The following is a 12743-nucleotide window of genomic DNA, read 5'->3' as shown; positions in this document are numbered from 1 at the left end:
ACGGCCGAAAATTCAGCGACGCACTTATGTCAGCCGAAATCCTTGAGCGCGTCGAGCGGTCCGGTCAGCGCGGTGCGCGGCTGGACGAGCTCTGGACTGATCAGGTGAATACGCGGCTGTGGCCGCCCTTCCTCGATCACCTCGAATGCCTTGGTGATCATGCCCTCGACATCCTGCCGGATCATGATGACGGGGAAGGGCAGGAACGAGGCGAAGGGGTCGTAGTCGTAACAGCCGACGGTTAGGTCGGCGAAATTTTCGTGCGGGTGTCCCGCCATGAAACGCAACAGGCCCTCGAAGTTGATCGAGGAGTTGATGAACACGCCGCGCGGCAGCTTGCCGTGTTTTTCGTAGAAGGCTTCGAAGGCGAGCCTGGCGTTGTTGGGGGCGTAGCCGGTCGGCTGGATGCAGCCGTCCGGGTCTTCACCCAGAAGTTCGCGCTTCACCGCGCGGAAACCCCGGATACGCTCGCGGCTGGCATGGTCGTCGCGACCGCCGAAGAGATAGAGTTCGTCCGGGCGAAGCGGCTGATCCGCCGGGAAGCGGCGGATGATCGCCTCCGTCAGCATGCGCCCGCCTTCGTAATTGTCACTGATGACGGAGGGGACCTTGGTGCCGGGCAGGTCGATGTTGATGTGCTTCAGGCCGACGGTCTCGCAGACCTCGTGCACGCCATCCGGGTCGGTCGCGCCGCAGATGAACAGCTCATCGATCGAGTAGGAGATCAGCGTTTCGGCCGTCTTGCGTTCCTCTTCCGGGTCGCGGCTGGCGCTGACGACGATCGGGCATTGACCCTTGCTTCTGACATGCGCCTCGAAGGTTTGCGCCATCGAGGAGAAGTAGCGGTTGTCATGGACAGGCAGCAGCAGGCCGATGAGGCCGGAGCGGGAGCTGCGCAATCCGCGGGCCTGACGGTTGGCGGTGTATTGGTGGGTCTCCGCCAGATCCCGGATTAGTGCGGCCGTGCTCTCCTTGATCCGCCGCTTCTGCCAGGTGCCGTTCAAAACCGCACTCACGGTTGAAGGCGAGCTGCCTGACAGCACCGACAAGTCGTAGATGGTCGCCTTCTTCTTGCTCGTCTTCGTCATCGTTGGCCTCCCTCATCGTCTTAGTGCCGATTTCCCCTTGACGAAAGATTAAGTCTGCACAATAGTCTTTGCACCATCGATTGTGCAAACAAGAAATATCGATTGTGCAAAATGATGGGTCGTCTGAGGAGGCGGCGATCAGGGAGGCGGGAATTCGTTCCCAGCCAGTTGCGATTTGAAACTGGAGGCCGGCGCTTCGTGCAGCCGGGCGTGTTCCCCATGGGGAACGAGTGGAGGAGAGACATGATCAAGAAAATTCTGGTCGCCGCTCTGGCGACATCGCTTTCGCTTGCCGGTGCGGCTGCCGCATTCGCTCAAGAATCCGGAAAGGTCGGCGTCGTTGTGAAGATCGGCGGCATTCCGTGGTTCAACGCCATGGAGGCCGGCATCAAGGAACGGGGCCAAAAGCTGGGCATCGACGCCTTCATGGTCGGCCCGACGAGCGCCGATCCGGCGCTGCAGGTGCGCGCCATCGAGGATCTGATCGCCCAGGGCGTGAAGGTCATCGGCGTGGTGCCCAACGATGCCAAGGTTCTGGAGCCGGTTCTGACCAAGGCCAAGGAAAAAGGCATCATCGTCATCACCCATGAATCGCCGAGCCAGAAGGGCGCCGATTGGGACTTCGAGCTAGCGTCATCGACCGGCTTCGGCGAAGCGCACGGCAAGCTGCTTGCCGAAAAAATGGGCGGCAAGGGCGAATATGCCGTGTTCGTCGGCTCGCTGACCGTGCCGCTGCACAACGCCTGGGCTGATGCTGCCATCGCCTATATCAAGAAGAACCATCCTGACATGACGCTGGTCGGCGAACGCTACGGGGTTGCCGAAGACGTCGACAAGAGCCGCTCGACAGCGCTTGATCTGATCTCGGCCCATCCGAACCTGAAGGGCTTCCTTGCCTTCGGCAGCCAGGGACCGATCGGGGCAGGGCGTGCCGTCGAAGAGCGCCGCAAGGTCGGCGAGATCTTCGTTTTCGGCCCGTTCTCGCCAGGCCAGGGACAGAAACTCGTCAAGTCCGATGCGATCTCCGGCGGCTTCATGTGGAATCCGAAGCAGGCAGGCGAAGTGTTCGTGACGCTCGCCGACAAGCTGATGAAGGGCGAAGAGGTCAAGGACGGCGACGAGATCGAAGGTCTCGGCAAGGTCAAGCCGGACTTCGAGAACCGCAACATCATCGTCGACCAACTCGTGCCGATCAACAAGGACACGGTCGCCGATCTCGCGGCGATGGGGCTCTGATTAGCCGCAGCGGCGCGCGCCCATCAGGTGCACAACGGCCGCTGCCGCACTTTGAATTGTTGCATGCCTTAATCCCCGAGGCGACCAAGCTTCAGGGAAGCATGCACCGGGTTCTCCCGGCTGCTGGGCCGGCTTCGGTCGGCCTGGCACGTCCTTCAAAAACGGTCCTTAGGGCACACGTTCATGCAACAGCTTGCACCCACGGGAGGCAGCGAAAAGCCGCTTCTGTCCCTCAACGACATCAACATGACCTTCGGTGGCGTCAAGGCGCTCAAGAATGTGAGCTTCGACGTCCGCCCGGGCGAGGTGCATTGCTTGGCTGGCGAGAACGGCTGCGGCAAGAGCACCCTGATCAAGATCATCACCGGTGTCTACCGCCCGGCTGACGGCGCCTCGATCGAATATGACGGCGAGGTCTATTCGCACATGTCGCCGGTGACCGCCCAGGATCGCGGCATTCAGGTCATCTGGCAGGATCTGGCGCTTTTCCCCGAGATGAGCGTGGCCGAAAACATCGCGTTCCAGACCGTTCTCGGCCGCTGGCCGAAGCTGGTCGATTACGGCCGTATGCGCAAGATCGCGACGGACGCTCTGCAGCGCCTCGGCATCACGCTCGACGTCGACCTGCCGCTCAAGGAGTATGCCATTGCCCAGCGCCAAATCGTGGCGATTGCCCGCGCGCTCGTCGGCGAAGCCAAGCTCGTCTTCATGGATGAGCCGACTGCATCATTGACGCAATCGGAAACAGACCATCTTCTTGACATCGTCCGCGGCCTATCGGCCGCAGGCGTCGCCGTCGTCTTCGTCAGCCATCGCCTGGCGGAAGTGCTGGAAATTTCAAGCCGCATCACCGTTCTGCGCGATGGCGCGCTGGTTGGCGTCTATCCCGCCGAGGGCATGACGCAATCGCGCATCACCGAGCTCATGACCGGCAAGACCTTCGACCAGGAAGTGCGCGCCACCGCCAGGCAGGATCAGCCCGTCGTGCTCGACGTGAAGGGCCTGAGCCGCCCCGGCCAGTTCGACGACATATCGTTGACCGTTCGACGCGGCGAGACGCTTGGGATTACCGGTCTGCTCGGAGCCGGCCGAACCGAGCTTGCGCAAACGCTCTTCGGCATGCTGCAGCCCGCAGCCGGCACGATCACGCTTGAGGGCAAGCCGGTGCATTTCTCCTCCAACCGCGATGCGATCAAGGCTGGTGTTGCCTACCTCTCGGAGGATCGCCTGTCGCTCGGGCTTATCCAGCCGCAGTCGATCGCCGACAATCTCGTCATTAGCTCGCTCGGCAAGATCGTCTCCGGCGGTTTCCTGTCGGACGAGCGCAAGCGCAAGCTCGTTGCCGGCTGGATCGCCGATCTCGGCGTCAAGATCGGGCTGCAGAGCGACGCGATCTCGACACTGTCGGGTGGCAACCAGCAGCGCATCGCCATCGCCAAGTGGCTGGCGACCGACCCGAAACTCTTGATCCTCGATGCGCCCACGGTTGGTGTCGACGTCGGCGCGCGTGCCGGCATCTTCGACATCGTCGCCAAGCTCGCTGAGACAGGGCTCGCCATCATCCTGATCTCCGACGAAGTGCCGGAAGTCTATTTCAACGCCGACCGCGTCCTGCATATGGCGCAGGGCCGCATCGTCGGCAGCTACGATCCGCGCAGCGTTCCGCTCGCCGAAATCGAGGGGGCGGTCTATGCATAGTTTCGCCCGCACCCATGCGACCGAGGTCGCGCTCATCGCCGTGATTGCCGTCATCTGCACGGTGCTGTCGTTTGCCACGACGAACTTCTTCTCGATCGGCAACGCCTTCGATCTCCTGAACACCAGTTCGGTCAACATCATCTTCGCCGTCGGCCTGCTGGTCGTTCTGATCGCCGGCGGTATCGATATCTCCTTCGCAGTCGCCGCCTCGGTCGTCCAGTATGGCACGGCGATCGCGCTCGGCTGGATCGGTGGCGGCGGCTGGGTCTCGGGCCTTGTCATCGCCGGATCGATCGGCATCTGCCTCGGCGCGGTCAATGCGCTCCTGATCCATCGCTTCCGCATCATCTCGATCGTTGCGACGATCTCGACCTTCAACATCTACTTCGGCCTCCTGATGTTCTTCACCAAGGGCGTGTCGATCTACGACCTGCCGGAGTGGCTGACCGATCGCGTCGTTCTGTTCGAACATGAAATGGCCGATGGCAGCTGGATCGAGATCACCCTTCCGGTGCTGGTGATGGTGTTGTGCGTCATTGCGACCTGGGTGCTGATCACCCGCACGACCACCGGCCGGCAGCTCTACGCTTTCGGCGATAATCCGGAAGGCGCGCGCCGCTTCGGCATCAACATCGGCGCCATGCAGTTCATCGCTTTCGGCTGGCTCGGCCTGATGGCCGGCATCGGCGGACTGGTGCAGGCGCATTACGCCCAGGAAGTGGTGCCGAACGCACTCTATGGCCGCGAACTCGATGTGCTGGCCGCCGTCGTTCTCGGTGGCGCCAGGCTCGGCGGCGGCAAGGGCTCGGTTCTCGGTTGCGTGCTCGGCGTGCTGCTGATCGCCATCACCCAGAACGGCTTGAACCTGATGGGCGTTTCACCCTTCGCTTTCAAGATGATCGTCGGCGCCATCATCCTGATCGCCATCACCCTTTCCAACACCAGCATCGAACGGCTTCTGCCCTTCGTCACTCAGAAAGGTGCACGCCGATGACATCCTTTTCGGATCGCCTGAAGGCATGGCTCGGCCCGGAGATGGCAGGTCCCGGCCTGGCGCTGGTCGCCGTGATCCTGGTGTTCGGTCTCGTCTCGCCGCAGTTTCTGAGCGCTGCGACCTTCGGCTCGGTCGCGTTCCAACTTCCGGAACTCGGGCTGCTGACGCTTGCGATGCTGCTGCCGATCCTGACCGGCGGCCTGAACCTTGCCGTGACCTTCACCGCCAATATCGCGGGCCTCACGCTCGCCTGGGTGCTGCAGGCAAATGGCGGTGCCGATGCCGGTGCAGGCGCCTTCGCGCTCGGTTGCATCCTTGCCGTCATGGTCGGTGCCGCAAGCGGTGTGGTCATGGGCCTGGTCATTGCCTTCACCCGCGCCCACCCGATCCTCGTCTCCCTGTCGATGATGATCTTCCTGCGCGGCCTCGGCGAGTTCTTGACGCGCGGCGGCGACGTTTCGGGTTTCCCGGCCTTCATCGGTCCGCTCGGCCATGGCTCGATCGCGGGTGTCCCGGTGCCGCTGATCGTCTTCATTGCCTGCGTGCTCGCCTGGCATTTGCTTCTGACCCGCACCAAGCTCGGCTTCAACACCTATATGATCGGCTCCAATATCGAGGCGACGCGCTACTCCGGCATCAACACCCGCAAGGTGATCGTGCTCGTCTACACGCTCTCGGGCGCCATGTGTGCCATTGCCGGTATCATCATGCTGGCGCGGTTCAACTCTGTGCGCATCGGTCACGGCGAGTCCTACCTGCTGATCACGGTGCTTGCCTGCTTCCTCGGCGGCGTCAATCCGTTCGGCGGCTTCGGCCGGGTCATTCCGGTGTTCGTGGCGCTCGTCGTGCTGCAGCTGTTGTCATCGGGGCTCAACCTGATCGGCGCCAACCAGCATTTGGCCACCGCCGTCTGGGGCTTGCTGCTCGTCGGCGTCATGGTGCTGCGGTTCGCCGCATCCAAGTTCAAGATTTCATTTGTCAGAAAAGGAACGTGATCATGCAGGGTTTTGGCGTCCATACGAGCATGTGGACCATGAATTGGGATCGGCCCGGCGCCGAGCGGGCGGTCGCGGCGGCGGTCAAGTACAAAGTCGATTTCATCGAGATCCCGATGCTCAATCCGCCGGCGGTCGACACGGCCCACACCAAGGCACTCCTGGAAAAGAACAAGCTGCGCGCCGTCTGCTCGCTCGGCCTTCCCGAGAGCGCCTGGGCGTCGGTCCGGCCTGATGCCGCGATCGAGCACCTGAAGATCGCCATCGACAAGACTGCCGATCTCGGCGGCGAGGCGCTTTCCGGGGTCATTTACGGCGGCATCGGCGAGCGCACCGGCGTACCGCCGACCGAAGCCGAATACGACAACATCGCCCGCGTGCTGCAGGCTGCGGCAAAACACGCGAAGTCGCGCGGCATCGAGCTGGGCGTCGAGGCGGTAAACCGCTACGAAAACCATCTGATCAACACCGGCTGGCAGGCCGTCGATATGATCAGGCGCGTCGGCGCAGACAATGTCTTCGTGCATCTCGACACCTACCACATGAACATCGAGGAAAAGGGCATCGGCACCGGCATCCTCGATGCGCGCGAGCATATCAAATACATCCACCTGTCGGAGAGCGACCGAGGCACACCGGGCTACGGCAACTGCGCCTGGGACGAAATCTTCGCGACGCTTGCGGCGATCGGCTTCAAGGGCGGGCTTGCGATGGAGAGCTTCATCAACATGCCGCCGGAAGTCGCCTATGGCCTCGCCGTCTGGCGGCCCGTCGCCAAGGACGAGGAGGAAGTGATGGGCAACGGGCTGCCGTTCCTGCGCAACAAGGCCAAACAGTACGGCCTGATCTAGCGGGGCAGGCCAGTCTTTGGCGGTTCGGAAGGTGAGGGAGGTGCTGCATCATGCCAACACCATCACTGAGCGAGCATGGCACGATCGCGGTGCTCGACGTCGGCAAGACCAACGTCAAGCTCAATGCCGTAACGGTGGATGGTGCCGTGCTCGAGACACTCAGTATCGCCAACCCGGTGCTGCCCGGCCCGCCCTGGTCTCATCATGATCTCGGCGCTATCGGCGAGTGGATCTTCTGCGGCCTCGCACAGCTTGCCCGGCGCCACCCGCTCTCGACCTTCGTCGCCTCCGGACATGGTTCCGGCGGCGTGTTGGTCGGAGACGATCCGGATCGCGGTGACGGCGCGGCCTTGCCGATGATCGATTATGAACAGGGGCCGCCCGAGGTTATCCGGACCGGCTATGCGCCGCTCTCCGGTTCGTTCTTCGATCGCGGCAGTGCAACGATGCATGCCGCGACCCACCAGGCCCGGCAGCTCTACTGGATGCAGGAGCGTGAACCGCAGGCATTTTCACGGGCGCGATGGTATCTCGGCCTGCCGCAATACTGGGCCTGGCGTTTTTCCGGCGTGGCGACATCGGAGGCAAGCCTGCTCGGCGCGCAATCGCATCTCTGGAACGTGGCGGAACGGCATTTTGCGCCGATCGTCGATCAGCGCGGTTGGGGCCGGCTGATGCCTCCCTTTGCCGACGCCTGGCAGGATCTCGGGCCGGTGCGCGCGGAATTGGCACGCCGTCATGGCTTGCCGCAGGATCTTCGGATCCTGACCGGCGCACACGACAGCAGCTTGAACCACTACCGCTACCAGGCCGCCGGCTTGCGCGAGTTTACCGTCATTTCCACGGGAACCTGGATCGTCGGGTTTTCCGGGCAGACGCCGCTTGACCGGCTCGATGAACATCGCGGCATGACGCTCAACAGCGACCTCTTCGGTAAGCCGCTTGGCGGTGTGCTGACGATGGGCGGCCGCGAATTCTCGCATGTCGCGGGCCGGGACCCGCCGGACGGACCCGTGCCCGAACAGGTCGTCCTGCGGCTTATCGCAGGGAGAACCATGGCGCTTCCTTCCTTCGGCGACGACAGCGGCCTTTTTCCCGGCAGTGCGGGACAGGGCAGCATCATCGGGCCGAAGCCGGAGACCGCAGTGGAACGCAAGGCGCTGGCGCTCATCTACTGCGCGCTGTTGACCGCCGAATGCGTCGAAGCGCTGGGAGCGGGATCCCTTGTCGTCCTCGACGGCAGCTTCCTGCGCGATCCGCTCTATGCACGTCTGGTCGCCGCTTTGCTGCCCGGCCGTCACGTTCGCTTCAATCTCGACGCCTACGGCGTCGCGTCCGGTGCTGCACTCCTTGCCGGTCAAGGCATCCGGAGACGTCCGGCACCGCTTTCGCTGGCCGAACCTGCGGATGTCCCACCCCTCGCGACCGCCATTGCCGACTACGCCGCAGAGTGGCGCGCAACTGCGCGCCGGCAAGCCGAACCTGTTTTTCAATGACACATCGAAAGGAAACCCCATGAGCCAGCCCGATATTCTCTCCCTCCGCCGCGAGATGGTGGACATCTGCCGCCGGATGAATTCGAGCGGCATCAACCAGGGGACAGCCGGCAACCTTTCGGTGCGCACGCCCGACGGCTTCCTCGTCACGCCGTCCTCGCTTGCCTATGACACGATGCAGCCGGACGATCTGGTCGAGATGGATTTTCAGGGCAATTATACCGGCCCCCGGCCATCATCCGAATGGCGCTTCCACCGCGACATCCTGCGCGAGCGCACCGATATCAACGTGGTGCTTCACTGCCACTCGATCTATGCGACCACGCTTGCCTGCCACCACAGGACCATTCCGAGCTTTCACTACATGACGGGTATCGCCGGTGGCACGACGATCCGCTGCGCCGAATATGCGACTTTCGGCACGCAGGCGCTTTCCAACAATGCGCTCGTGGCGCTCAAGGACCGTACCGCCTGCCTGCTCGGCCAACACGGCCAGATATCGCTCGGCAAGACGCTGGAATCGGCGCTGTGGATGGCGATCGAGATCGAGACGCTCTCGCGCATGTACGTCCAGGCACTGACGCTCGGCGAGCCGCCGGTTCTGCCGGACGACGAGATGGAGCGGGTGATCGCCCAGATGCGCCGGATGAGCTACGGCCAGGCGCCGGACGACGAGGGCGTCAACGACATCGCCCGCCCACGGGTCGCCAGCTAGGATATTCCAGCGAAAGCTGCGCACCGGTTTCTCCGAGGAAACGCGAAAGCCGAAGCGCTCTTGTCTGAGGCCAAAGCGGTTTCGCTGCAAGTCGGCTTGTTTCGGTACCGGTGCGGCGCTATCAGCAAACGGCGTCGCAATCACGAGCCGGAGAGACGAACGATCCATGGCGAGCCCCGACACATCCCCCCTTGGCCACGCGGCCAAGTTCCCCGGCTCGATCGTCGTCATGGGCGTTTCCGGCAGCGGCAAGACCTCTGTCGGCGAGGCGGTGGCGCGGGCTTTTGGCTATGCCTTCATCGAGGGTGATGCCCTGCATCCGCCAACCAATATCGCCAAGATGTCGGCCGGCATCCCGCTCACCGACGAGGACCGCTGGCCCTGGCTTGGCGAGATCGGCCGGAAGCTTTCCGCAAGTGCCGAGCCAATCGTCGTTTCCTGTTCCGCGCTGAAGCGGAGCTACCGCGTCCTGCTGCGCGAGAGTGCCGGTGGCGATCTGGCTTTCGTCTATCTCCACGGCAGCCGCGATGTCCTCTCCGGCCGAATGCAGCACCGCGAAGGTCATTTCATGCCGGCATCGCTCCTCGACACGCAGTTGGCGACGCTGGAGGAGCCGATCGCCGAGCCCCGGACCGTCGTCGTCGATGTCGATCAATCCGCGGTCGATGTGATAAAGGCAACGCTTGCAGCACTCCGAGGCCTGGGTTTGCCGGGCAAGACGGCACCGCGGGATGCCGGTTTGGGCTCGCGTTAGGACGCTTTTGCCATTGCGGCCCTGATCTCCAGCAATTGCTGCGCCAGACCCTGCCGCGATGCCGGAAACACGCCGTCGAGTGCGGCGGTGCCGACCGTAAAGCCCGCAGCGTCGCTGTCGATAACGGCCTGGATCCGAGCGGCTCTATCGATCGATCCGGCAACGATCACCGGTTTGTTCACGGAGGCGCAAACGGTTTTGATCAGCGCCGGAACATCTGTTTGAGAGCGATAGGCGAGCAGGTCCAGCCCGTGGACGCCATCGTGGCTTGCCAGATCGATGGCGCTGGCCGCGATGTCTGCGATCGAGCCCTCCAAGACGCTTGGATGCCCGGTGATCCCGCCGGCGAAGGGATAATATCTGATGTCGGTTCCTTCAATCAGCGGAAGCACCTCGGCAACATGGGTGCCGCCCAACAGATAATCGACGCCCAACTTGACCGCTGCCCTGACGGAGACGATTTCGCTGTCGACATCAAGCGACACCACTTCGAGGTAACTGCGCGCGCCATTGTCCCGGATCGTCCGGTTGAGGGCGGCAAGCTCGGCAAAGGGCAGCCCGATATCCTTGAAGCCGATGTGTCTCACGCCTGCGGCAAGCGCCGTCTGCAAGTGAACGGCAGCATCCGCCACGGTGCGGTCATCGCGCGTCAGCATGAAGATGAAGTCGGGTTCGGACATGTTATCTTTCCTGTTCGGGTGCCGCGTCCGCAAGGCGGAGGGCATAGTCGATTGCGGTCTTGAGGCTTGCCGGGTCTGCGATCCCGCGCCCGGCAATGTCGAACGCGGTTCCATGGTCGGGGCTGGTGCGGACGAACGGCAGACCCAGTGTAATGTTCACGCCTTTCTCCAGTCCAAGATACTTCACGGGGATGAGCCCCTGATCGTGGTATTGCGCCACCACGACGTCGAAACGGCCGTGTCGCGCCTGCATGAAAACGGTATCGCCCGGCCATGGGCCGCTGGCATCGATGCCTTCTCGTCGCGCCGCTTCGATCGCCGGTGCGATGATGGCGATCTCCTCATCCCCAAACAGGCCACCTTCGCCGGCATGCGGGTTGAGGCCCGCGACAGCGATCCGCGGCGCCTCGATGCCGAGGGCCCGCGCGCCCCGATGTGCGAGCCGGATGGCCGATAGCTCGGCATCGAATTCCACACGCCGTATCGCTTCCAGCAGAGAGCAATGGATGGTGACGAGAACCGTTCGAATATCTGCGTTGGCAAGCAACATCGCGACGCGCGACGCTCCGGCCCGCTCGGCGAGGATTTCCGTATGCCCGGGATGGCAAACGCCGGCGGCAGCAAGGGCCTCCTTGTGGATCGGCGCCGTGACGATGGCAGCCACAGTGCCCGCAAGGGCAAAATCAATTGCCGCCGTGATCGCGTCAAAGCCGGCCTTTCCGCTGGCCGGATCGACGGCCCCGACCGGTGGCAGGACGTCGAGTGACGACGATGCGATCAGATTGACGGATCCGTCCGCCAACCGGGCTGCATTGATATCCCGGATCGTATTGATCCGGACCGTGGTGTTTATTTGCGAGAAGGCGTGCTCCATCACGCGTGGGTCGCCGACGACGATGCACCGTCGACGGATCTGCCCGTCGAGCATTGCCTTGGCAACGATTTCGGGACCGATGCCTGATGGGTCGCCCATGGTGATGGCGATAGGGCGCTCTGGGTCAATCATGGGTGCTTTATCCGTTTTATGTCGAAACAAGGTGCCGTGCCGCGTTCAGGAGCGTCGTCGGTGTGCCAAAGCCCCCGGCCTTCAAGGCGATGGCAAGCGACTGGCCCGTTTCGCGCGTGGCGTATCCCATGGGAAATCCGGGTTCGAGTTCCCCGATCAGAGCGAAACTCTTCACAGTCAGCCGCTGCAGAAGGGCGTCCATGGTCTCGCCGCCAGTTGCAATGACGGCGTCGAAGCGTTGTTGTTGGAGCGCGGCACAGGCCTCGTCGACAAGCGTCGAAAGCACATTCCTGGCATCGGACTGGCGTGACGCCGGCGCGCTGAGGCAGGCGATCTGGGTTTCACTGGAAATGTCGGAGGCTCGCGTGGAGATGGCGGCGCCAGCCGCGCGAAGCGCAGGCGTCTGTTCGCGGCTGACCCTGTTGGCGCTGCCCACGACGGCAAGAACGCGTCGGACCGACAGCGCCGGTGTTGCGGGAGCGCCGGCAGTGGCGGGGGCCGTCAGCTTGGCGAGCGCCTGGGCCATGCCGGGTGAGCCGACCCACAGCGCCGGCCCCATCTGCGCAAGACGTGCCACTCTGTCGTTCAGCTTTTCCTGACTGTCCGCATCGACAATGACGACGCGGTTGCTTGAGGCAACCGTGCGAACCTCAGCGTCGCCCATCTCGATCGTGACGAGGCCAGGGGTGCCTAGGCTCGGGTCGACGAGGTCGCGGATGTTGGAGGTGCGTGTGGGATGAGCCGGATCCTGCGCGTAGAAAGTGTCGGCAACAGGCCTTCCATCAAGCCACTGGATAGCGTCGATCGTCGTGCGCCCTGCAGCGGGAAAGGCAGGCGCGATTACCAGGCGCTGCCGTCCGCTGGCGTGGAAGGCAGCCAGAATCTCCGCCCTGATATGGCCGCGCAAGGTCGAGTCCATGGTCTTGTAGAGGGTACGATCTCCGGCGAATGCCGAGACGGCTGCTCTCGTTGCCTCCGCCGCGTCCGTCGCCGACATGCTGCGACTGCCGGTATCGACCGACAAGATGGCCGTTTCAACATCCGCCAGTGTCCGGCGATGGATGCGGGGTCTGTGGCCACGTGCCAGGAAGGGACTGGCCCCATCCGCCGCACTTGTGAGGTCGTCGGCGACGATGCAGATGCGACTGAATATATCACCAAAGTTTTCCATGACGGTGACAATACCGCCCTGATAAGTGGTAAAAAAGCGATATGATCTGACCTGTATTG

Annotated in this window: 12 protein-coding genes; 8 read left to right on the top strand and 4 right to left on the bottom strand. The window is 63.1% G+C overall.

Annotated features, from left to right (window positions below; translation table 11 throughout):
• Positions 1 to 29: 29 nt before the first annotated feature.
• A complete protein-coding gene (locus HT585_RS24900) occupies positions 30 to 1088 on the bottom strand; it encodes a LacI family DNA-binding transcriptional regulator (protein WP_176355489.1) in 1059 nt (352 codons plus the stop codon).
• Positions 1089 to 1331: 243 nt separating this feature from the next.
• Between HT585_RS24900 and HT585_RS24895 the strand changes: the two genes are divergently transcribed.
• The 8 genes from HT585_RS24895 to HT585_RS24860 all read left to right on the top strand — a co-directional run bounded on the left by HT585_RS24895 (position 1332) and on the right by HT585_RS24860 (position 9827).
• Entirely contained in the window at positions 1332 to 2324 is a 993-nt protein-coding gene (locus HT585_RS24895) for an autoinducer 2 ABC transporter substrate-binding protein (protein WP_176355488.1), read from the top strand.
• Between the two features lie 183 nt (positions 2325 to 2507).
• A complete protein-coding gene (locus tag HT585_RS24890) occupies positions 2508 to 4022 on the top strand; it encodes a sugar ABC transporter ATP-binding protein (protein WP_176355487.1) in 1515 nt (504 codons plus the stop codon).
• Positions 4015 to 5016, top strand: coding sequence for an ABC transporter permease (locus HT585_RS24885; RefSeq protein WP_176355486.1), 1002 nt, complete (start codon positions 4015 to 4017; stop codon positions 5014 to 5016). The genes HT585_RS24890 and HT585_RS24885 overlap by 8 nt, the downstream gene beginning before the upstream one ends.
• The gene (locus tag HT585_RS24880; RefSeq protein ID WP_176355485.1) at positions 5013 to 6011 is read left to right on the top strand and encodes an ABC transporter permease; all 999 of its coding nucleotides are present in this window, start codon (positions 5013 to 5015) and stop codon (positions 6009 to 6011) included. Before HT585_RS24885 ends, HT585_RS24880 begins: the two co-directional genes overlap by 4 nt.
• A 2-nt stretch (positions 6012 to 6013) precedes the next feature.
• Entirely contained in the window at positions 6014 to 6862 is an 849-nt protein-coding gene (locus HT585_RS24875; protein WP_176355484.1) for a sugar phosphate isomerase/epimerase family protein, read from the top strand.
• Positions 6863 to 6912: 50 nt separating this feature from the next.
• Complete coding sequence (locus HT585_RS24870; RefSeq protein WP_176355483.1) at positions 6913 to 8358, top strand: FGGY-family carbohydrate kinase; 1446 nt, start codon at positions 6913 to 6915, stop codon at positions 8356 to 8358.
• A gap of 19 nt (positions 8359 to 8377) precedes the next feature.
• Complete coding sequence (locus tag HT585_RS24865) at positions 8378 to 9073, top strand: class II aldolase/adducin family protein (RefSeq protein ID WP_176355482.1); 696 nt, start codon at positions 8378 to 8380, stop codon at positions 9071 to 9073.
• Between the two features lie 166 nt (positions 9074 to 9239).
• Positions 9240 to 9827 carry a gluconokinase gene (locus tag HT585_RS24860; RefSeq protein ID WP_176355481.1) on the top strand — a complete coding sequence of 196 codons (588 nt, stop codon included), beginning with the start codon at positions 9240 to 9242 and terminating at the stop codon, positions 9825 to 9827.
• Here HT585_RS24860 and HT585_RS24855 read toward each other — a convergent pair.
• From HT585_RS24855 to HT585_RS24845, 3 genes are read right to left on the bottom strand one after another with little or no spacing between them, the layout of a single operon-like run.
• Complete coding sequence (locus HT585_RS24855) at positions 9824 to 10507, bottom strand: 4-hydroxythreonine-4-phosphate dehydrogenase (RefSeq protein ID WP_176355480.1); 684 nt, start codon at positions 10505 to 10507, stop codon at positions 9824 to 9826. The two genes, HT585_RS24860 and HT585_RS24855, sit on opposite strands and share 4 nt — an antisense overlap.
• Before the next feature lies 1 nt (position 10508).
• Complete coding sequence (pdxA, locus tag HT585_RS24850) at positions 10509 to 11513, bottom strand: 4-hydroxythreonine-4-phosphate dehydrogenase PdxA (RefSeq protein WP_176355479.1); 1005 nt, start codon at positions 11511 to 11513, stop codon at positions 10509 to 10511.
• 16 nt (positions 11514 to 11529) lie between these two features.
• The gene (locus HT585_RS24845) at positions 11530 to 12684 is read right to left on the bottom strand and encodes a four-carbon acid sugar kinase family protein (protein WP_176355478.1); all 1155 of its coding nucleotides are present in this window, start codon (positions 12682 to 12684) and stop codon (positions 11530 to 11532) included.
• Positions 12685 to 12743: the final 59 nt, after the last annotated feature.

It is taken from the genome of Ensifer oleiphilus (assembly GCF_013371465.1).
GTDB lineage: Bacteria > Pseudomonadota > Alphaproteobacteria > Rhizobiales > Rhizobiaceae > Ensifer > Ensifer oleiphilus.
Note: the sequence above shows the minus strand (reverse complement) of the source record. Positions and strands in the feature narration are given on the sequence as shown.